The organism is Yinghuangia sp. YIM S09857 (assembly GCF_051388915.1).
Lineage (GTDB): Bacteria > Actinomycetota > Actinomycetes > Streptomycetales > Streptomycetaceae > Yinghuangia.
In genome coordinates, this window is record NZ_JBPKBH010000029.1 from 68773 (window position 1) to 89958 (window position 21186).

The 21186-nt window shown below is 70.8% G+C and carries 15 protein-coding genes, 1 tRNA gene and 1 pseudogene; 4 read left to right on the plus strand and 13 right to left on the minus strand.

Annotated features, from left to right (window positions below; all coding sequences use genetic code 11):
• Positions 1 to 438: 438 nt before the first annotated feature.
• The gene (locus tag ACRX5S_RS37960) at positions 439 to 1671 is read left to right on the plus strand and encodes an MFS transporter (protein WP_436777820.1); all 1233 of its coding nucleotides are present in this window, start codon (positions 439 to 441) and stop codon (positions 1669 to 1671) included.
• Between the two features lie 152 nt (positions 1672 to 1823).
• On the opposite strand, the gene ACRX5S_RS37965 is transcribed toward ACRX5S_RS37960, so the two are convergent.
• Positions 1824 to 2567 carry a TetR/AcrR family transcriptional regulator gene (locus tag ACRX5S_RS37965; RefSeq protein ID WP_436777821.1) on the minus strand — a complete coding sequence of 248 codons (744 nt, stop codon included), beginning with the start codon at positions 2565 to 2567 and terminating at the stop codon, positions 1824 to 1826.
• A gap of 146 nt (positions 2568 to 2713) precedes the next feature.
• Between ACRX5S_RS37965 and ACRX5S_RS37970 the strand changes: the two genes are divergently transcribed.
• On the plus strand, positions 2714 to 4225 hold the full coding sequence (locus ACRX5S_RS37970; protein WP_436777822.1) for an MFS transporter: 1512 nt from the start codon (positions 2714 to 2716) through the stop codon (positions 4223 to 4225).
• Positions 4226 to 4320: 95 nt separating this feature from the next.
• Here ACRX5S_RS37970 and ACRX5S_RS37975 read toward each other — a convergent pair whose 3' ends face one another.
• The gene (locus ACRX5S_RS37975; RefSeq protein WP_436777823.1) at positions 4321 to 5475 is read right to left on the minus strand and encodes a CaiB/BaiF CoA transferase family protein; all 1155 of its coding nucleotides are present in this window, start codon (positions 5473 to 5475) and stop codon (positions 4321 to 4323) included.
• A 152-nt stretch (positions 5476 to 5627) separates the two neighbouring features.
• Positions 5628 to 6161: a DUF4383 domain-containing protein gene (locus ACRX5S_RS37980; RefSeq protein WP_436777824.1), complete on the minus strand. Its 534-nt coding sequence runs from the start codon at positions 6159 to 6161 to the stop codon at positions 5628 to 5630.
• 198 nt (positions 6162 to 6359) lie between these two features.
• Between ACRX5S_RS37980 and ACRX5S_RS37985 the strand changes: the two genes are divergently transcribed.
• Entirely contained in the window at positions 6360 to 6839 is a 480-nt protein-coding gene (locus ACRX5S_RS37985; protein ID WP_436777825.1) for a VOC family protein, read from the plus strand.
• 242 nt (positions 6840 to 7081) lie between these two features.
• On the opposite strand, the gene ACRX5S_RS37990 is transcribed toward ACRX5S_RS37985, so the two are convergent.
• Together ACRX5S_RS37990 and ACRX5S_RS37995 are read right to left on the minus strand one after the other, a co-directional pair.
• Positions 7082 to 8284 carry a cytochrome P450 gene (locus ACRX5S_RS37990; RefSeq protein ID WP_436777826.1) on the minus strand — a complete coding sequence of 401 codons (1203 nt, stop codon included), beginning with the start codon at positions 8282 to 8284 and terminating at the stop codon, positions 7082 to 7084.
• Between the two features lie 380 nt (positions 8285 to 8664).
• Positions 8665 to 8736 (minus strand) — tRNA-Val (locus ACRX5S_RS37995).
• 350 nt (positions 8737 to 9086) lie between these two features.
• On the opposite strand from ACRX5S_RS37995, the gene ACRX5S_RS38000 reads away from it, so the two are divergent.
• The gene (locus ACRX5S_RS38000) at positions 9087 to 9671 is read left to right on the plus strand and encodes a restriction endonuclease (protein WP_436777827.1); all 585 of its coding nucleotides are present in this window, start codon (positions 9087 to 9089) and stop codon (positions 9669 to 9671) included.
• Between the two features lie 98 nt (positions 9672 to 9769).
• On the opposite strand, the gene ACRX5S_RS38005 is transcribed toward ACRX5S_RS38000, so the two are convergent.
• The 8 genes and pseudogenes from ACRX5S_RS38005 to ACRX5S_RS38040 all read right to left on the minus strand — a co-directional run bounded on the left by ACRX5S_RS38005 (position 9770) and on the right by ACRX5S_RS38040 (position 21016).
• Positions 9770 to 10285, minus strand: a complete 516-nt coding sequence (locus ACRX5S_RS38005; RefSeq protein WP_436777828.1) for a Rieske (2Fe-2S) protein — start codon at positions 10283 to 10285, stop codon at positions 9770 to 9772.
• Between the two features lie 239 nt (positions 10286 to 10524).
• Positions 10525 to 13620: a poly(A) polymerase gene (locus ACRX5S_RS38010; protein WP_436777829.1), complete on the minus strand. Its 3096-nt coding sequence runs from the start codon at positions 13618 to 13620 to the stop codon at positions 10525 to 10527.
• On the minus strand, positions 13620 to 15506 hold the full coding sequence (locus ACRX5S_RS38015) for an RNA ligase family protein (protein WP_436777830.1): 1887 nt from the start codon (positions 15504 to 15506) through the stop codon (positions 13620 to 13622). The genes ACRX5S_RS38010 and ACRX5S_RS38015 overlap by 1 nt, the downstream gene beginning before the upstream one ends.
• Positions 15507 to 15795: 289 nt before the next feature.
• Positions 15796 to 17106 carry a phosphatase PAP2 family protein gene (locus tag ACRX5S_RS38020; protein ID WP_436777831.1) on the minus strand — a complete coding sequence of 437 codons (1311 nt, stop codon included), beginning with the start codon at positions 17104 to 17106 and terminating at the stop codon, positions 15796 to 15798.
• 346 nt (positions 17107 to 17452) lie between these two features.
• Positions 17453 to 18424: a hypothetical protein gene (locus ACRX5S_RS38025; protein ID WP_436777832.1), complete on the minus strand. Its 972-nt coding sequence runs from the start codon at positions 18422 to 18424 to the stop codon at positions 17453 to 17455.
• Positions 18425 to 18663: 239 nt separating this feature from the next.
• A pseudogene (locus ACRX5S_RS38030) lies at positions 18664 to 18741 on the minus strand (helix-turn-helix domain-containing protein); the annotation flags it as partial.
• Between the two features lie 445 nt (positions 18742 to 19186).
• Positions 19187 to 20125 (minus strand): restriction endonuclease, encoded by a 939-nt coding sequence (locus tag ACRX5S_RS38035; protein WP_436777833.1) that lies wholly within the window; start codon positions 20123 to 20125, stop codon positions 19187 to 19189.
• 402 nt (positions 20126 to 20527) lie between these two features.
• Complete coding sequence (locus tag ACRX5S_RS38040; RefSeq protein WP_436777834.1) at positions 20528 to 21016, minus strand: hypothetical protein; 489 nt, start codon at positions 21014 to 21016, stop codon at positions 20528 to 20530.
• Positions 21017 to 21186: the final 170 nt, after the last annotated feature.

A 21186-nucleotide genomic window follows, 5' to 3' on the forward strand; every position in this document is an offset into this window, starting at 1 on the left:
CCTGCCTGCCGTGGCCGCCTTGGCTCTGCCCGCGCACAGGTCGGCTCTTGCGGCCCCGCTGCCTCCCGAGCCCCGTGCCGCTCGTACGGTCTCCCGGTATGCGGCCTGTTCCGGTTCGTGGCCGCGCCGTCCTGGCCTTGTCTGCCGCCTCCTCGATCCCGCCGCCGCGCCCGTCGTCGCGGCTCGGCCCGCCCTCGGCGTGTGAGTGCCCCGGGCAGGCGGAGGGCGCGTTGCGCGCGGGGATGACGCGCGCAATGGCCAGGCGATTTCGAGCATGCGACGTGGCGGGTAGGGATGGCCCGGGTGGCAGTGGGCGAGGTGTCTTCCGGGCTGTTCGGCCAGGATGGCTGATCCACAATTTGAGACTCATATCTCGAATCATGAGATCGCGTGTAGTGTGCATGCTGTTCCGTCGGAATGGTCCGGGAGGGGTGCGCTATGACGTCGGGAAGCGGGGGTTCCAATCGGCGGTGGCTGATGCTCGGCATCGGGATGACCGCGCAGTGTGCGTCCTGTGTGTTTCTCTACGGACTCGCCTACCTCGTCCCCGTGTTGCGGTCCGAGGAAGGACTGTCGCTGACCGCCGCCGGGGTTCTCGTCACCTGTCCGACCATCGGGCTGATGTGCACGCTGGTGCTGTGGGGCGCGGCTGCGGACCGGTTCGGGGAGCGGGTCGTGATGGCGTCCGGGCTGCTGCTGGCCGGCGGGGCCATGGGGTTGGCGGTCGCGGGCGACGGGGTCGTGTGGATGGGCGCGTGGCTCGCCGCGGCCGGTGCGGCCAGCGCGTCGGTCAACGCCGCGAGCGGACGCGTCGTCCTCGGGTGGTTCGGCCCGGAGCAGCGCGGAGTCGCCATGGGCGTACGGCAGATGGCGCAGCCCCTCGGTATGGTCGCCGCGGCGCTCGTCCTGCCGCCGATCGGCACCGCGTACGGCTTCCGCGCCGCCCTGCTGTTCCCCCTCGTCTTCTGCGTCCTCGCCGGCCTCGCGATCGCGCTGTTCGTCGTCGACCCGCCACGTGCCGCCGCGCCCGACGGTGCCGGGAAGTCCCGTTCGCCGTACGGCAGTCCCGTGCTCTACCGGATCCACGCCGCGAGCGCGCTGCTGGTCATACCGCAGTTCGTGGTGGTCTCGTACTCCGCCGACTACCTCGTCCAGGACCACGGTTGGACCGCGACCTCGGCCGGGCGCCTGCTCGCCGCGGTGCAGGCCGTCGCCGCGGTCTCGCGGCTCGTGGTCGGCGCGTGGTCGGACCGCATGGGATCCCGTCTGATACCCATGCGCAGGCTCTCGTTGGCGAACGCCGCCGCGGTCGCCGCACTCGCGCTGGCCGCGTGGCTGAGTTCCTGGCCCGCGATCGCCGCCCTGCTGGTCGCCTCGGTGGCGACGGTGTGCTGGAACGGCGTGGCCTTCACGTCCGTCGCCGAACTGGCCGGCAGTGCCTGGGCGGGGCGCGCGCTCGGCATCCAGAACACCGCGCAGAACCTGACCGCCGCGGCCGGGCCCCCGGTGTTCGCGATGGTGATCGGCGGGCCGGGGTACGCCGCGGCGTACGGCATCTGCGCGGCCATCCCCCTCGCCGCCGCCGCGCTGACTCCGGTACGCGCGGAGCCGAAGCGCGCCGGGGCGGTGGCCGCCGGGGGTGCCCCCGCGCCGGTGCGTTCGCGCGGATAGCCGACGGCGAACAGCGGACCGCCGTCCCCCGGAAGAGGGTTGACGGTCGGTCAGGTGGCGCCGCCGCCGGGACCGTTCGGCGGCGACCCGGCGGACTCCCCGGCGGTGGTGCCCCTTTCGGTCCCTTTCGGTGCCCTATTCGGTTCGGTGCCCTACTCGGTGCCCTCTTCGGCGCGCATACGGTCCGCGTACGCCCGCAGGCCGAGGGTGATGACGTCCACGCCGAAGTCGAAGCGCTCGTCGTTGTCGCCCTCGACCATCGACGCCAGCATGCCGGTGAGGGTGGGGAATCGTTCCGGCGGAAGGGCGTGGAAGAACTCGCCGAGCTGCCGGAAGTACTCCGCCGTGGCCCCGGGGTTGCGCTTCTCCTCCAAGCGCAACAGCCCCTGCTCGAAGGCCGCGGAGGTGGTGTAGAGCGCGAGGAGGTCCGCGGCCCATGACGCGACCTTGTCGGGCAGGTCCCCGGCCTTGAGCAGCGTCAGCATGCCCTCGATGGCGGTCAGGCTGTTCGGCAGGGTCGGGACCTTGCCGAAGCCGGCCTTGGCGAGGTCGTTGTGTGCGGCGTACACGTCCCTGATCTGCCGTGCGGACTCCCGCAGTTGCTCCCGCCAGCGGTCGGGGTCCGGTTCCGGCAGGCGGACTTCGCCGTTCACCCGGTCCAGGACCAGTTCGACGAGTTCCTCCTTGTTCTGCACGTGGGCGTAGAGCGTCGCGGCGCCGGTGCCGAGGCGCTGCGCGACCCCGCGCATGGAGAGCGCTTCGAGGCCCTCGGTGTCCACGATGTCGAGCGCCGCGTCGACGATCGCCTCCGCGGTGACCGGCGGCCTGCGCGGCGCGCGGGCGGGTTTGCGGGCCGTGCGCCACGCGGGCGTCGGGACCTCGGGAACGTCGGGCACCACTCACCTCCGGGACTTGGACACGAACACTGTACTTGACGCGAACGGTGTTCGTATCTATAACAGTGTTCGTAAGAAACGAACGGTGTTCGTCAGGCGAACGACGTTCGAGCCGGCTCTCGAAACCGCTTCCCCAGGGGGATTCCGTGACCACCACCGACGTGACCGCCGCCGCACCGCGGGTGCCCGACGCCGCCGACGGCGAGGGGCCACCGCGCGGGACCCCGTACAAGTGGCGCTGGATGGCCCTCTTCGTGATCCTCGGCGCCGAGCTGATGGACCTGCTGGACAGCACCATCACCAGCGTCGCGGGTCCGCGCATCGAATCCGCGCTCGGCGGAAGCTACAGCCAGCTCCAGTGGATGTCCGCGGCGTACACCCTGGCGTTCGCGATGCTGCTCATCACCGGCGCGCGCCTGGGCGACATGTTCGGGCGGCGCCGGATGTTCCTGATCGGCACCGCGGCCTTCGCCGCCACCTCGCTGCTGTGCGGACTGGCGGCCTCACCCGAGACGCTGATCGCGTACCGCGCCCTGCAAGGCGTCGCCGCGGCGATGATGGTGCCGCAGGGCCTCGGGCTGCTGCGCGACATGTTCCCGCCCGGCGAACTGGCCGCCGCCTTCGGCATCTTCGGCCCGGTCATGGGCCTGGGCGCGGTCGCGGGCCCGATCATCGGCGGATTCCTGGTCGACGCCGACCTGTTCGGCACCGACTGGCGGGCCATCTTCTTCGTCAACATCCCCATCGGCATCGCCGCCTTCGCGGCCGGGCTGCGCCTGCTGCCGCGGGACCGCGTCGACGCGCGGCGCACGGTCACTCTCGACATGGCCGGCATGGTGCTGCTCAGCGCGGCGATGGTCCTGGTCATCCTGCCGCTCGTGCAGGGTCGCGAATCCGGTTGGCCCTCCTGGACGTTCGTGTCGATGGCCGCCGCACTCCCGGTCTTCGCGCTGTTCGTGTGGCACGAGCGGCGGCGCCGTGCGGGCGGTGCCTCCACGCTCGTCGAGCTCAGCCTGTTCCGGAACCGCGCCTTCACCAGCGCGCTCGCCGTCGGCCTGCTGTTCTTCAGCACCATGGTGGCGTTCATGCTGATCGTGACCGTGTACCTGCAAGCCGGGCACGGCTGGAGCGCGTCGGACACCGCGGTCGCGCTCATCCCGTGGTCGCTGGCCTGCACCGTCGGCGCGGGCCTCTCCGGCGGCCTGCTCGCCCCGAGGTTCGGCCGCCGGGTCATCCACGCCGGACTGGTCGTGCAGGTCCTCGGCGTGCTCGCCGTCTGGTACACGATCGACCACGACCCCGCCGGCGTCTCGGGCTGGGGCCTGACCCCCGCGCTCGCCCTGACCGGCCTCGGATTCGGCCTGATCATGGCGCCGTTCTTCGACATCGCGATCGCCGGGGTGTCCTTCGAGGAGACCGGTTCGGCGTCCGGCGTGCTCAACGCGGTGCAGCAACTCGGCGGTGCGGTGGGCGTCGCGGCGTTCGGGACGCTCTTCTTCCACTACGCCGACGGCGGCGCGGCCGCGAGCGTCCAGGACGGCTTCACGGACGGCATCACCAACTCGCTCCTGGTGATGGCCGGAGTCCTGGCCATCACCTGGTGCGCGGCCTTCATGATGCCGAAGAAGGCACGGGAGGAGGGCGGTTCGGGCCACTGACCGTCAATGGGGAGGCCCGGAGCAGCAGTCCGTTACGACAGCCGCAGGTGAGGAAACCCGGGCCCCGCGCCAACCGGCGCGGGGCCCACGGCCGTTCACAGCCCCAACTCGGCCCGGATCCTCGCCCCGTGCTCGTCCACCGCCGGGATCGCGCCCATCGCCGGCTCCCGCCCCGGCACCGTCACCGGTGGCAGCAACGCGCGCAACGGCCCGCCGGGGGAGTCGACTTCGCGCCAGCGGTCGCGGGCGGCGAGCTGCGGGTGCGCGGCGAACTCCGCCATGTCGCGCAGCAGCGCATTGGCGATGGCCGCGCCGTCCAGCCGTTCGATCACCTGGTCAGCCGTCAGTGGCCGGAACGCTGCGGTGATTTCCTCGTCGAGCGCGGCCCGGTGGGCCAGGCGGTCGGGGTTGGTCGCGTACCGCTCGTCCTTCTCCAGGTCGGGGCGGTCCAGCACGTCGCGGCACAGCACGCCCCACTCGCGCTGGTTCTGCACGGCGAGGAACACGCTCCCGCCGTCGCCCGCGGTGAACGGGCCGTACGGCGCGATCGTCGCGTGCCGGGCGCCGCTGCGCATCGGCGGAACGCCCCCGTACTGCGACCAGTAGTACGGGAAGCCCATCCACTCGCCGAGCGCCTCCAGCATCGAGACCTCGAACCGCCCGCCGCGCCCGGTGCGTTCGCGCTCGTAGAGCGCCGTCAGCACGCCGGTGAACGCGTACATCCCGGCGGCGATGTCCGCGACCGCGATCCCGGCCTTGGCGGGATCGTCCGGGCCGCCGGTGATCGAGGGCAGCCCGGCCTCGCACTGGACGAGGAGGTCGTACGCCTTCTTGTCGCGGTACGGCCCGCTCGTGCCGTATCCGGAGATGCCGCACACGATCAACCGCCCGTGCCGCGCCGCCAACGCCTCGGCGCCCAGGCCGAGCCGCTCCGCCGCGCCCGGCGCGAGGTTCTGCACGAAGACGTCGGCCCGTTCGAGGAGCCGGTCGAGAACCGCCCGGTCGCCGCCCTCCCGCTCGTCCTTGAGGTCGAGGGCGATCGACTCCTTGCCCCGGTTGAGCCACACGAAATGGCTCGACTGGCCCAGCACCACGCTGTCGTACGACCGCGCGAAGTCACCCTCGCCCGGCCGCTCCACCTTGATGACGCGCGCGCCGAGGTCGGCGAGCTGCCGGGTGGCGAACGGGGCCGCGACCGCCTGCTCCAGGGCGACGACGGTCACCCCGGCCAGGGGCAGGGGCAGGGGCATGGGGCCTCCTCGTACGGTCGCCGTCGCGCCGGTCGGCGCGGGGCGGTGTCGGAGGCCATCTTCCACTGCGGGGACGGTCGGGCGTCAGCGGGCCGTCCGCGGGCCGTGCCCGTCGTCAGGAGGCCGTGGGGCCGTGGTCGAGCCGCCCGCCGTCAGTGCGCCGGTGCACGCCCGCCCGGCAACCCCCGGTCCTTCGCGCGCCGAGCGGCGTCCTCCAGCGCGGCCTGGTGCGTGTTGCGGGCCCGCCAGTAGGGGTTGTCGTGCGGGAGCGCGCTGCCGACGCGGCCGTACATGCCGAAGGTCATGAGGACCAGGCCGACCGCGAAGCTGAAGATCACGTTCGACATGCCGAACCCGAGGACGTTCGCGTCCTTGCCGATCAGCGCGAGGTTCACGAAGCCGCTCAGCAGGAACCCGATGCCCAGCACGATGTTCAGCGTGGATGCGAAATTGCCGCCCCGGAACGCGCCCGCGAGAAGCACGAGGCCGATGACGACCGAGAGCACACTCAGCGCGCCGTTCGTGGACAGCCCGGCGACGTTCTCGCCGGTGTCGCCGAAGAAATCGATGCTGTCGACCAGTCCCAGGATGCCGAAGACCAGCAGGAACAACCCCACGGCGCCGGCGCCGAACCGGTACACCCGGGCGAGCCGGTGGTCCACCGGCATTTCGTCGTGGAGTTTCATCGCAGCCTCCCTCCCGCGCGGGCTCCGCTCCCACACGCGGCCGGTTTGTTGGGTTATCAACCGATTAATACGATGGTCCTCCCGAATCCCGGTGAGCACCAACCCCGCGCGTGGGTCTCGAAGGTTCGCGCAGCCGTTGTTAGCGTGCGCGCATAGCTGACGGATCGTCAGCCTGAACGTCCTGCCCAGGGAGTACGCATGTCCGATGCCACCGCCACGCCGTCCGCACCGGAGAACGGCGACGCGTACGCCGTCTCGCACATCGGCCTGTGCGTCTCGGATCTCGACCGCGCGCTGCGCTTCTACTGCGAGGGGCTGGGCTTCGCGCCGGTCATCGCGTACGAGATCGGCAACGAGGCCGCCGCGGCCCTGGAGGTGCCGGGGGACGTGCGGCTGAAGTCGCAGATGATCGCCAAGGGCACGCTGATGGTCGAACTGCTGCACTACGCGTCGCCGGGCACCACCGGCGTGCCGTCCGCCCAGCGCAACCAGCTCGGGCTGACGCACCTGAGCTTCATCGTCGACGACGTCGACGCGGCGGCCGAGCGGCTGGTCGCGTTCGGGGGACGGGTCCTGCCCGAGACGCGCACCAGCATGAAGACGGACGAGAGCAGCGCGGAACTGGTCTTCCTGGCCGACCCGGACGGCACGCGCGTGGAACTCATGAAGCTGGGCTGAGGCCGATCGGACCGGACCGCGCACGGGTCCGGTCCTGCGTGCGCACAACCCCCGACCGAAGCCGTGCGCGTTGCGTAACAGCTCGTTCACGTTGGGATAACGGCCAGGATATGTGCGCTCGTGATCCTGGCCGTAAGGGGACTCCTCCAGGGGCCACCCGACGGGGATCCGCGGCGTGCTTCAGGTGCCGTCGCGGATCACCCTGTCGGGAGCCGCCGTTCCGGAGTCGCAGGACCCGCCGCTCAGCGCGGAATCAGGTCGATGTACGCCTCGCGGATCCCGTGCACGAAGGCGTTCGGCATGTCCACGACCTCGGTGCCCGGGGTGAGCCGGATCGCTCGTACGCGGCGCAGCAGTTCCTCGAAGAAGATCTTGATCTCCAGCCGCGCCAGCGGGGCGCCCAGGCAGAAATGCGTGCCGAAGCCGAACGTGATGTGGTCGTTCGGCGTGCGCGTGACGTCGAACTTCTCCGGATCGGTGAAGACGCGCGGGTCGCGGTTGGCCGAGCCGTACATCAGTACGACCTGGTTGCCGTCCGGGATCACCGTGTCACCCACCCGCTGGTCGCCCACGGCCACCCGGCACATGTTGTGGATGGGCGTGACGTAGCGGATGAACTCCTCGGTGGCCACCGCCAGATCGGCGCCGTTGTCGAGCGCGTCCCACTGGTCGGCGTGCTCGATCAGGTTGAGGAACGTGCGGGCGATGACCGTACGCGTCGTCTCCGCGCCACCGTCGAGCAGCAGCAGGCAGTCGCTGACCACGTCGGCCGCGCTCACCGGCTCGCCGTCCACCGACGCCTTCGTCCACGTGGTCATCACGTCGTCGGCCGGGCAGCGCTTCTTCTCCTCGTAGAGCGCGAGCCCCGCGGTCGCGAACTCCACGGCGGCGGCCTTGCCGTCCTCGGTGAAGTAGCGCGGTCCGCCGCCGAGTGCGATGGTCCGCTCCGACCAGTCGCGCAGCAGCGGCCACTGGTCCTCGGGGAAGCCGAGCAGACGACCGATCATCTTGGCGGGCAGCACGGAGGCGAGGTCCGCCACCACCTCGACGGTGCCCTTCGCCATGGCCGCGTCGAGGAGTTCGACGCAGACAGTGCGTACGTGCGCCTCCCACTCCCGCACCCCGCGCGGTGTGAACCACTTGCTGACCAGCTTGCGGCGCTGGTTGTGGAGCGGGTTGTCGAGCCCGATGATCGCCGAGTCGGCGGGCAGGTTGGGCCGGTAACCGCCCTTGTTGCGGTCCGAGTTGATGAAGTGCTCATTGCGGGCCTCGATGTCCTTGAGGTCCGCGTACCGGAAGATGCCCCACAGTTCGTTGCCCGCGTCCCAGGCGACCGGCTCGTGGTCGCGGAACCACGCGAAGACGGGGTACGGGTCGCGCGCGTAGAACTCGCCGTCCAAAAGGTCGAGCGAGGGGCGCGTGCTGCTGGTTGCGGTGGCGTCCATGCGGCGTACGGAAGCACGGATCGCGCACGGATACCAGACTTCGGCAAGTAGTTGGGCACCGAGGGACGGTGAACGCGAGCGCCCGAGCCGCAGTCGCAACGCCGCATCAAGTCGGATCGAGCCGATCACCGAGGAGACCACCACCCAAGGCCAGTACCCCCGCGAAGCCGAAGGCGAGCCCCCAAGAACGAAGCCGCAGGCGAGCGCGATGCCGAAGGCGAGCCCACCCCACCCGCGATGCCGAAGGCGAGCCACCCCGGGACGGGAAAGGTCCTCGGGGGTGCGGGTGGCGAAGCCCCCGCCGCGGCGAAGCCGCAATAAGAGGGACGAGAACGACCCGCTCCGCGCTCTCTGCGGACACGGGTCGTCCATCGTTCGAGTGGGCGATACTGGGATCGAACCAGTGACCCCTTCGGTGTGAACGAAGTGCTCTCCCGCTGAGCTAATCGCCCCGAACCGGATCAAGGATACGACGAAGTCCGCTGTGGTTTGCAACCAGGTATCGCGCGGTGTGTGCCTCCCCGCGCGCGGGGTGCTGGGGTAGCGTCGGCGGTCCGGCCGGTGACTGGTGGTTTCGCGGCCGGAGGCCGGAGCGCGGAACGGGGCAAACACGGGGGTGCGGCAAGTGAGCACGGCACGGCGGCCGACACGCGGCAGGGGCGGAAGCGGCAACAGGCCCTCCCGTACGGCGCGGAGGCCGCGCGTACCGGCGCAGCGCCGCGGGTCGAACCGTACGCCGCGGCCCACGCGCGGACGTCGTGCCGCGGCACGCTTCTACGCATACGCCACCATCGCCTTCTGCGTGGCCGGAGCGATCGCGGGCTACCTGCGCGCGTGGACGGTGCTCGCCGGGATCGTGGCCGGCGCCGCGTTCGTCGTCGTGGTGCTCGGTACGCGTTGGCTCGCCAAGGGCTTTCGGGAAGGCTTCGGTTCTCGCGGCGAAGCCGCCCGGCGCCGCCGCATCACCCGGTCCCTGGCCGTCGTCGACGCCATGGACGGCCCGGCCTTCGAGCGTCACGTCGCCGCCCTGTGCGAGCGCGACGGGTGTCGGCAGGTGCAGGTCAACGGCGGCGCCGGGGACCTCGGGGCGGATGTGACCGGCCGCCTCCCCGACGGCCGGTTCATGGTCATCCAGTGCAAGCGGTATGCGCCCGACCGCAGCGTCGGCAGCCCGGACATGCAGCGTTTCGTGGGTACGGCCCGGCCCGTGCACAACGCCGAAGTGGCCATTCTCGTGGCGAGTTGCCGCTTCACCGCGCCCGCGCGCGATCTCGCCCACTCGCAGCGCATCGCCCCGGTGGACCGGGAGTTGCTGGCGTTGTGGATGAACGGCACGCCGCTGCGTTCGATCATCGCGATGACGGCGACGAACACGAGGCGGGCCTGAGGTGGTTGCTGCGCCGGTCGACCCGGGGCGGAGCCTCCCGCCGGACCGGGTCCGGGACCAGGGTAGCGGCGTCAAACGGCATACGTGCCGGACGCCTGCTACTGAAGGGTGATCTCGTCCCCGGACGTGGTGATCTGCTTCGCAGGGAGCGGCTTCGTCGCGGGCCCGGACTCCACCGAGCCGTCGGTCGCCGAGAACTTGCTGCCGTGGCAGGTGCAGTTGATGGTGCCGTTGGAGACGTTCGCGACCGTGCAGCCCTGGTGGGTGCAGGCCGAGCTGAACGCCTTGAACGTCCCGGCCGTAGGTTGCGTGACCACGACCTTCTCCTTGTCGAAGATCTTGCCACCGCCCACCGGGATCTCCGAGGTCTTGGCCAGCGCCGCGCCGCCCGCGCCGCCCGTCGCGCTCTGCCCGCCGGAGCCGGAGGGCTGGGAGCCGCCGCCGGTCTGGCCGGTGTCCTGGGCACCGGACCCGCCGGGGGTCTCCGTCGCGTCGCTCTTGTCGTCGTCGCTCCCGCAGGCGACCAGCGCCGCGCCGCCGACCGCCGCGGCCGACACCGCGAGGATCCTCCGCCGGGCGACGTCCGAGTTCAGTGCGTCCACAGTTCCCCCCATGGGGTTCGTAGGTGCGCGCACCACGCCAGCCGGTGGTAGCGCATGCCTTCCACACGTACGAGAACGACCGGGGGGTTCAACGCGGGTGACGGCTGGATGAGTGAGTTGCCGGCGTGGCCGCTGGGAGTTCGCGGGTGGGCGGCCGGAAGCCGGTGCTATTAGCTGTGCTATCGGCTGTGCGGAGCCGTCGGATTGCGGTCTGCGGCCTGCCGCCACGAGCCGGCCGCCCGGCCAACCGGTCAGCGGAGCGTCGGCACGCCGCCGTTGGCGCTGAACGCCACTTCCACGCCGGGCAGCCCGCGCGTCCACGCCTTCGCGGCGGCCGCCAAGTCGTGCTCGGGTGGAGGTGTGGCGCCGAGTCCGATGGCGAAGCGGGCTTGTACGGGGCCGGTCTCAGCCTCGGTCTCGACGTCGATGTCGAACGGACGCGGCCACGCCTGCGCATCGGTCGCACCGGCCTCGGCGAGGGCGGTGAGGAGTGCGCGCATGCGTCCTCGTACGCGTCCCATCAGAGCGTCGAACTCGTGCGCCTTGTTTCCGTGGTCGGGGCGGCGTACGGTCACCACCGCCCAGGAGGCGTGGCGCCGGTGCAGCGGGGGAGGGGCGAACAACTCGCGGCACGCGGTGCCTGTCTGGAGGCCGCCGTCCGTCGATTCCAGCAACTCCCAAGCCCGGTAAAGCTCCTGCGACAGCAAGTCCCTCCCCGCGGCGGTCACTTGCTCGGCGCAGTTGCGTACCGGGTCGGTGGGCGTGAGAAGTGTCAGTGGATGAACCGACGGTGCCGAAGGCTGCTGCTGATGCGGCCAGTTGAGGGCGATCGGATCCCGCCAGTCCCACGCCGCCCACAAGGCGAAGAACTGCCGCAACAAGGCACTCGCATCGGAGGCTGACGTCACGTCGGCAGGTGCATCCCGCGCAGCGTCCAACACGGTGCGCGCCGCGAGAACCGACCAGGCGATGCCGGGCAACCCTCCGAAGGGTGCCGCGTCCAGCCCGCGCGCTCTCGCCCACGCCTTCACCGGTCGGACCAGCCGTACGAAGGCCTCCCGGTGTCGGCCGACCGCCGTCAGGACCGCGTCCGCGTCGCTCACGGCGCTCAGCGCGAGCGCGGCCGGATCACCCAACTCCGAGCGCCTGACCAGGGATTCGGACGGCGGGACGGCTCCGGTCGGCACGATCACCAGGTCGACGTCGAGTCCGCCGGCTCCGTCGACCGTGAAGCGCAAACCGGGAACGCGCGCCCCCGTCACCCGCCGAATTCGTGACACCCCCGGGAGCGCGGCTGCTTGCTCGCGGACGCGCGCCACCGCCTCGTCCTCGGCATCCGCTATCGCTACACCTGCCGCTGCCGCTGCTGCTGCCGCCGCCGTTGCCGCCGGGCCGTCCGGCGCGGCGACGCGTCCACCCGGGATCGCGGCGACGAGGTCGAGGTCCGCGTCGCCGAGATGACCGCCCATCCGGCGGGATCCGACGATATGGACCACGGACCCCGGTGCGGTCCCGGCGAGACGTGCCGCGACGAGTTGCGCGACGTCGCGTGCGGCTGCGTCGCGTTGCGGGGTCGGACGGTGGTCCGGGAAGTCCGAGACCGCAACGGCGGAATCGAACTCCTCAGGAAGCCACCGTAGTTCCCCGCTACCCAAAACCAACACCGCACGCACGCGCATCGGTTCGTCCCCCCGCCGCGACAGCAGGACGAGTTCGCCGACGCGGGCCCGCACCCCGCCCAACCGTGCCGCACACTCGGCCGCCACCCGCCGCGGGTCGGTTGCCCGCCCCAGTGTCAGGTGCGGGGTGTACCCCTCGGCACGTCCCCGGCAGCGCGGGAACCGGCGTTCGAGCGCGGCGCGCAGCGCGGCCCACGATGCCGGGTCCTCGGCGGCCGGATCCAGCCACACCGTCGCGTCGTCGCGGTGACCGAAGGTGTGCACGCCGTCCAGCAGTACCCCGAAAGGCCCGCACTCGCGCGCCGCTTCGGCCAGCAGTGGGGCGGCCCGCCCGAAGTCGGACTCGGGTACGAAGCCGAACAGCACGTTCACGTGCGGCGGCCAGCGGTCGATCTGCGGATCGTGCGCGCGGCGGATCTCCTGGATTTGCGGACGCAGTTCGTCCGGCGGGAGCCATGCGAGGGCGGTGCGTGCCGTGGGCGACACGTCCAGCACCGCAGCGTCCGCGCCGCCTGGTTCCCCGAAGTCGAAACCGACTTCGACCCCGAAATGGTCCGAAACGTAGAGCCCTTCGTGATCCGGACGATTCCCGCGCAGCACGGCGCCGGTAGTCCTCGCCCGCCCGACCCGGGTGAGGACGCGGTCGAGGCGGGACGACCGCCCGCTGAGCGACGACACGGCCGCGAGCGGGTTCGTCTTCGGGTCGAACGTGGCGGTCCGGTCGTCCGGTCCGTTGGCGTCCGTCCAGGCGTCGCGCATGCCGAGTGCGGCGGCCGGGGTGTCACCGCCGTCGTTGAAGTCGCCGACGAGCAGGAGGTCGGCGTCCAGACCGGCGAACCCCTCGGCGATGCGCGTGAGTTCGATGTCGCGACGCGCGGCGCCGTTCTCGCTGTGGTCGCTCGTGAGGTGGGTCGAGGCGACGACCAGCGGTCCTGCCGGCGTCTCGACCACCACCGCCGCCACGGCCTTGTGCGGGCCGAGCATGTGCTGTGCGGATTCGCGTACGGGCAGCCTCGACAGCACCAAGAGGCCGCTGGCTTCCACGTCCTCGTCGCCCTCGACCGGGTCGAGGTGCAGCGTGTAGTGCGCGCGGACCCAGTCCGTGTCGGCAAGCATGTGCAACAACGCCGGTTCGACCTCTTGCAGCGCGATGACGTCAGCGCCGCCGGCCGCCAACTCGTCGATGAGCAGGGGTCGTCGCCGGGCGGTGGAGATGCGGTCGCTGTCGTACCGGTCCCACAGCGTGTTCCAGGTCAGAACGCGAAGTGTGCTGGGAGCAACCGCGGTTGATCCTGACCCGACCGCCCCGGACGACGCACCCACGCCTCCCGACGAGCCGTCGCCCCCCGGCACCCACCCCATCGCCGGATCCCATACGTGCGGTGTCAACGCCGCAAAGAAGGGCGCCCGCAGCAGGCGGCGTTCGCGGACGCGTCCCGCCTCCGAAGCGTCCAGCCGGTCCACACCCGCGGCCCGGTCCCATACCACTTCGTCGTCGGCCTCGATGAACAACACGCGATGCCAGGGGATTTCACCACCCGGCACGAAGTCGGCAAGCGGTATGCGCTTGGGCGGGGCACCGCGCCGGTTCACACCCAGCACGAAACGCGCCGGGTCGAACCGCTGGTCCCAGCGCACTTGGTGGTAGATCTGCTCGCTCGTCCGCATCACGCCTCCGCCGCCGCGCCGCCGAGCAGGCCTTCCGCGGGTCCGGGTGCGGCGGAGCCGTGCACGTCGCCGACGGACCCGTTCCCGTCGACGTACCACGTGCGGTGCGCCTGCCCGGGATACGGCGGTACGAACCGCTGCACCTGCCCGTCCAGTACCGCGTGCGGAACGGGGTGCTCCCGCCGCGCGTTGCGCCGCAACAACTCGGCGTCGTCGACCAGCACCACGGCGTGCGTGGTCAGCGCGTCCCGCCGCCTGGCGACCGCGTGGACCAGGGAACGCTGTTGCGCGTTGAGCGAGGTGGCGTCCCACACCGCCGTGCCGCCGCTCGCGAGCGCCTGGTCGAGGCGGTCGAGGGCGATGCGCAACACCTCGTTGTTGTCACGCTGTTCGGAGCGGGCGCCCCGGGACTCGCGCAAGTCGTCGAGGGAGATCAGCGCGACGTCCTGCCCGGCGGCCCTGAGTCCTGCCGCATGGGCCTCGGCGAAGCTGCTCTTGCCGCTGCCCGACGGCCCGACCATGTGGACCAGGCGCGGGAATTCGCCGGTACGCCAGCGCCAGGTCGCGGCGACGGCCTCCTCCGGGGTGCTGATGCGGCCCTTCGCGTACAGCTCGCGCGCCTCCGCCCAACAGCGGTCGGCGGCCGCGTCGTGGTCGGGCATGCCAAGTGGCCCTGCGGCAGCGACTGTTGGTCGAATCCCTGCGTGCTCCGGCAACCCGCTGCCCAACGCGGACCGCAAGCCGGTCCGGAATCCCTCCAACGGGGCCGGCCCCATCAACCCCGCGTCCTCGGCGTGCAGCGCCGACCACTCGATCTGCTCGCGGGCGTCGGCCGCGTCCTGGTCGCGGCGTCCGGCGAGCACGGCGTGCGACACCGCGTGCAGGATGCCGAGGTCGGCGGCTTGCGCCAGGCGTACGAGGCCGGTTCGGCGCTCGTCGTCGGGATACGGCCGGTGCGGCGCGGTGTGCAGCCCGACCAGATCCGCGATCCGGCGTGCCAGCGGCATGCCCAGCGCCTCCGCGAGGCGCGGTGCCAGCCAGGCCCGCCGCGAGTCGTAGAGCAGCGCGGCGAGCACACCCGCCAGGCGTGCGTTGCCCGTTCGCCCCAGGACGTCCAGCCGGGCCGCGGCGTCCGCGACGACGTCCTCGATATCGGCAGGCGGCGGACCGTACTTCGCCGGATAGGGGGTGTCGGCCGGCAGGCCGACCGCGGCGAGCAGCGCCGGGATGTCCGCGGCGGCGCCCGAGCGTACGTTCCACAGCGCCGCGGCCGGACCGAGGCCGTTCTCGACAACGGCCGCGTACATCCAGTGCGTGTCCGTCTGCACGTGCCGCGGCCGCACCCACTTCGCGACGCGGGCGCCGAACTCCTCGCGGGGGAAGCCCTCGACGGTCCTGACGACGTACCCCTCCTGGCGCGTCAGGTCCAACCGCAGTGCGCGCAGGGCCCGTTCGTCGAACACGCCGCGCCACAGCACGGGCGGGGCCGGAACGCCCAGGCGCGCGAGGAAGCGTGCGGTGCGGTCCCAGTCCAGGCATTCGTCTCCGGCCCAGACCGAGAAGCCGTAGAACCAGCTTTCGAGGTCGTCGTAGGCGATGGAATGCCGCGCGTACAGGTTCTCCCCGCACACCCGCCAGCCGTCCGGAATCCCCGGACCCACGCGCCCGTGCAGGCCCTTGATCCACGCGCGCGACGGGTGGTGCCCCGAGTCCAGCGAACGCGCGTGCATGCCGTCGGCGTAGAGCGTGGTGTTCTCGCCGTCGAGCTTCTCCGTGACCACGACCTCGCGCCCGACGAGCCCGGAGACGTCGCCGCTCCGTACATCGTCCGCGGCCGCCCCGGGCGACCACGGCAGGTGCGCCGTGCGTGGATAGTGCACCCGCATCTGCCCGGCTCCCGCTCCCGCGCTCCTCGCGCTCCCGACGACCTGTGGCCGCGCGCCGCGCCTCGCGGGCCCGCGCCACATCCCGGCCACTGTAGGAGCCCCCGCCCCGTCCGATCCAACGAAAATCGGACGGGGCGGCGCGGGGCGCGCCCGGAACGCGTCGCACCTTCACGCGTTCCGCACTCGATCTCGCGCGTTTCGTCATACGCATGGCGTTGCTCGTGGCCTTGCTCATGGCCATGCGGTTCGTCGTGCGCTTGTCGTGTGCCGCCGCCGCGTACCCGCGGCCTCACGCAACCGCAAGCCGCTGGCCCGGTACCTCCACCGGAACAGCCTTCAGGTCCCATGCCTTCATCGTCGTCACAAAGCGGTGGATCACCGAGAGCATCGCCGCAATCAGCAGCGGTCCGAACACCCAGGGGTAATCGGCCATCATCACCGGCAGATAGCGGTAGGAAACCAACAGCCCGGCGAAAACCGCCGTGCCGTACCCGACCAGCACAATTCCCCGGCGATCCCAACCACGGGCGAACGCGCGCATGGCCGTCTCCACGGTCAGTGCGAACACGACACCCGCGACCAGGTCGACGCCGTAGTGGTAACCGAATCCGAGCGTGGCGGTGAGCGTGGCAATGAGCCAGAACGTCCCGGCGAATCGCATGAACCGCGATCCGTCGCGGGAATGGATGAACAGCGATGTGGCCCATGCCGTGTGCAGGCTGGGCATGCAGTTCCGCGGCGTGATCTCGTCGAAGCCCATGGGCTGCGGCGAGCCGAACAGCGGCGCCGAATCGGGCCACATATTGCCGAACGCCCATTGCCCGCCGTCCGCACCGAAGGCGTAGATGGGGCCGACCACCGGGAAGATCATGTAGAACGCCGGACCGATCAGGCCGATGACGAGGAACGTGCGTACCAGGTGGTGCTTGGGGAAGCGGCGTTCGACGGCCACGTTCCGCAACTGGTAGAGCCCGACGATCGCGGCCGCCAGCGGCAGTTGCCCGTACACGGCGCCGAGCACGGCGGAACTCACCGGATCGGTGGCCTCGACGAGCCGTCCGACCACCCACGACGGATCGCCCAGCGCGTGGTCGGCGGTCACCACGTACTGGTCAAGCACCTCCGGCCGGGTCATCGACGTGATGAGCAGCCACGTATCACCGGTCTCGTGCCCGGCGACCAGCAGCATCCCCAGCCCCGCGCCCTTGAGCAGCAGCACCCGCTCGCGGCCGGTGCGCCGTGTCACCGCGAGGAGCGCGCATCCCCAGATCACCCACAGCGCGCCGTTGCCGAAGTTCATCTCGGCGCCGACCGCCAACCGCACCAGCCAGAAAACGACGTCGATGCCCACCGCGGCACCGAACGCGACGAACCGCTGCCGCCACGTGAGCACCACCATCGTGAGCGCGAGCCCGGCGTACAGCAACGGCCCGGAACTGGGGGCGAAGACCATCTCCCGCGCCTGCGTGGTGATCGGTCCCGGCGACCCGTAATGGCGTGCGGCCACTTCGAGCGCGATCAGAAACCCGAGCGCCGCCACGGCCACTCCGGCCCACAGCGCCCCCCGAGGTCCGCGCGGCCCACGGGGCAGGGCGGCCATACGTCTGCGGCCTGTTCGCGGTGAGGCCGACACTGTTTTGACTATCAACGCAACGGGCCGAGTTTCCTAAATTCCAGCAAAAATGAGCCGACCTCCGCGCCGGGAACACAAGCTCCCGGCGAAGGTCGGCGCTCAGGGGTCGTCTTGAGTCCGATCATGTTATAGGAGTCAAGCCCCCACCACCCGCAATCACCCGGACCGCACCCTCTCCACCGCGCCTACCGCCCCGGACGACCGCCCCCGCCCGCGCAACACCCCAGACCGTCCCATCCCACTCCGCCCAAGTCATCGGGGAAACCCCTGAATCCCCACCCCAGGTGCCTACTGCACGTGCGTCCGACGCTACTCACAATTCAGCAGAAAAACGACTTTCCCACAAGCGGCCGTAAACCGCCCGCAACCACGGGGAACGCACCTCGGGCAGACGGGCGAGCGTGCTCTGGAGTATCGAAACGTCCAGGCCGAACGGCACAGCCGGGAGCTTGTGCCGGGTGTAGTCGTCGATGAGCACGCGGTCCGAGAGCCTGCCCGCAGCCGGCAGCGGAGGCCGGTCGAGACGGAAAGCCATGTGCAGCCAGACATCGAACGGCAACGCCACCAAGGCGGCGTCGGCATCCGACCAGCCCGCCGGCGGCTGCCAGAGTTGACCGGACCGCGGATGGGAGGGGACGAGGAGGATGTCCGCGCCCCCCGGCAAGGGCACCCCCGGCCCGGCGACCGCCAACCTGCGCCCCGGCGGACCCGACGGCAGCAGCGCCCGAAGCGGTCGGCGGAACGCCTGGGCGACGAGTCCGTCGGGCACCGCCACCGGGATGCCGTGCGAGGCCACCAGCAGATGGGCCGTGGCGGCGCCGACCGCGGCGGACCACACCGGGCTCCAGTATCCGTCGGGCTCGACGGGGGGTATTCCGGGGCGGTCGCGGATCAGCGCGTCCCAACTCTCCGGCTCAGGCGCGGCGACGGCGTCGGACCGTCGGCATACGGCCGTGGGGTCGAGCCACACCGCCAGCCAGGACGCGTGGTCGTCCATCAGGGTCGCCACCGCCTGCCCACACTCCCCGCAGGCCAGGTTGGGACCGTCGCGGCCGTCGACGCCGACGCAGTACCCGCCGCAGCGCTCGGGGATCAGCCTGGTGCCGCGGACGTCTCCAGGTGCCAGGACGACGGCACCCCGTGGTCCGAACGACAGGGCGTACACCGGCGCGAACACACCTTGTTCGGCCGCCTGTTCCGCCCCGACCTCCTCCCAGTGCCGCCACGGAGGGCCGAAGGGCTCAGGATCAACGGCGTACGTCCCGGGCTCCATAAGCCGCGGCATCAACACACAGGAGTAGTGCTGATGCGCATGCGGAGGCAGCGCAACCCGAGCCACCGGACCCGTAAGGGCCACCTCACACCCCGAGCACAGGAACACATCCACAGCGCCCCCCCGTCAAAGGCCCCGCGGATCATGCCAACCCAATCCCATCCGGCCAACCGCTTTTCCGAGCCGGCGCCGCCCCGGGGCCGCGTCGGTCGAGGCCGAGGCGGATCGACGACGAGGCGTGCCGGCCCCGTTCATTCTCCGGTGTCGTCCTCGGCCTCCCAGCGCAGCAGGTCGCCCGGTTGGCAGTCGAGCACCTCGCACAACGCGGCGAAGGGTCACCTGGAACATCGGCGAGATGGCGTTGTGGCCCTTCTGGGGGATCGGTTGCGCGTCGGTCGCTCCACCCACGGGGCTCTCGCGCACGAGGAGTTCGGCGCTCCGGGGTAGCGGCACGGCCGCCCGGATCGCTGCCCGCGTCATCCGAACGACTCGGCGAGATCGGCGTAATCCGGTCGGGAGGAGCGGCGGCGAGAGGGCGGCTGTGTCTGGAGACGCAGAACAGCCCGTGACCGAAGGGGTCGCGGGCTGTGGTGGTGCTGATGCTGTCCTGTGCCCCAGGCAGGATTCGAACCTGCGACACCCGCTTTAGGAGTTCGTCCGGCCGGGAGGTGATCGGCCCTCGGCGGCCGGCAGCGAGGGTGCTGAGGGTCGGGCCGATCCACCTCGATCCGGGCCTGTTGGTGTCAACCCGTGATGTCAGGCCGGTTCCCGCGCTTACGGGACGATGCCGTCGTGGGTGCTGGCGAACCCGTTCCCTTCGGGCCAGATCACGGCGCACCCCTCGGCCTGTGCGAGGTCGAGCAAGTCGGTCCGAGGCTTGGACGGCAGCAGGATCGCCTTGGTCGTGTGCTCGATGAAGCGACCGTAGTCGGCGAGCTGGCCGATGGCCATGCGGACGTTCTCGCGGGTGACGCTGCCCTTGGCTTCGATCAGCAGTCCGAGGTGCTTTGAGGAGACATCGGTGAACAACGGGCGGGTCTCGCCCGGCGGCAGGATGCGGTGCCGACACGTGTCCGCGCCGTTGGCGTGGAGGTGGTCGGCAAAGCTGCGTACGAGTGCGGCTTCCTTGCGCTCGGCCTCGTACGGTTCCGCGTTCGGGTTCACGAACGTCTTCTCCGTCTCGTTCCGTTCAAGCGGGAGTTCGCTGACCTGGTTGGGCCTCTCGTCGAAGAGGCGGCCCAGGCGGGTTGTGGGCGGCTGCGGGGCCGTGTCCTTCGGCAGCAGCCGGAACACGATGACCTTGCGCAAGGGGCCGTCGTTGGTCTCGGGCGCGTCCGCCTCGTACCACGGGTTTTCCGGGTCCACGACGAATTCGCCGACGTACTTGACGGTTCCGCGGGCGCCCTTGAAGACCCGGAGCGCGCGTCCCTCGGCGGCGTGGTTGAGGATCGAGGCGTTGCCCGAAAGCATGCGCTGATCCCCGTACTGCCCCTCGCCGCTGTAGTGGAAGCGGCCGTCAGGCATCCAGTCGTCGTAGTAGCCGTGCTTTTCGCCGGCCACCGGATCGGTGAACACCATGACGTTCGGCGTCTTCGCCGACGGCCCGATGCCGCCCTGCGTACGCCCGCCGTAGGTCTGGTGCAGGGCCTTGCGTTCGATGCGGTCGCCCGGTTGGAGCGTCCAGCCCTGGGGCGCAGATGTGGTCTCGCTCATGGTGGCCTCCCGAGTTCGGCCCGGCGTACGCCGGGGAGCCCCACTCTCGCATACTGATGTCCAAATCGGATAACGAATTTCGGCATCCGATTTCTCTGTAGCGATAAAACCGCAGGTCAAATGGAGTGGACATGGGCTGACGCACGTCACATCGGGGCTGAGGGGTGGTTCCCTCCTCGGTCGGGCATGCCTGCACGGACCCGGGTTCCCGGAGGGGCGCAACGGTCACAACGTGACGCTTCGCGCTCGCCGTTGCGCCCCTCCGGGGTTCCGGGTACGCCTCCGGTGACCGACCGAGGAGGGAACCACCCCGGACCCAACCACCCGAGAACCCCTCGTTCGAGATCTTGCCGCCCCTCCGAGAGAGGGCCGGGGTTTGGGGCAGAGCCCCAAGGTCTTCGGTCAGAACCGGTAGGGCTCGGGTGCCGTTGGACTCGCTTCCGGTGACTGTGCTTGTTCGGGGATGGGCTGGCTCTTCGCTGCTTCGTCAATGAGCCCCAGTTTGATCAGCCGCGACCGGATGGCCCCCGGCTGTCGCTGGTGTTGGCGTGCCAGTTCCGCTTGCGTCTCTCCGCATTTGAACCCTTCGGTCAGCCGCGCCTCCTCTTCGGCACTCCAGCGGTCGTACGCCCGCGGGTGCATCTTGCGGAGCTCCTCAAGGGCCAGCGCGCGCAGCTCCGGCGTGGGGAACGGAGCGATCCCGCTGATTGCAGAGATCGGGAACCGGCAGTCCTCGACGCCACGAAGCCAGAACACCGCTTCGCCATCTTCGAACGTGACACGATCTGCCTTCACGTCGAGAGCACGGAACATGTGGTCCGGGTCGTGCGGGTCCAGGACGAAGTCGTTGAACTCGACACGAATCCCGTGCGCTGTCTGCTCAGTTGGCATATGTCGAGTCTGGAAGCCTGCTGACGCATCGTCAACATCGTTGATCGCAAAGTGATGAGCGGGTGATGCTTGCGCCGCCGCCAGGGCCGGCGCCGGGACCGGCGCTTGCGCCGCACGCCCGGCGTCCGAGTCCTGGCGGCGGGGGGGGGGGGGGGGGGGGGGGGGGGGGG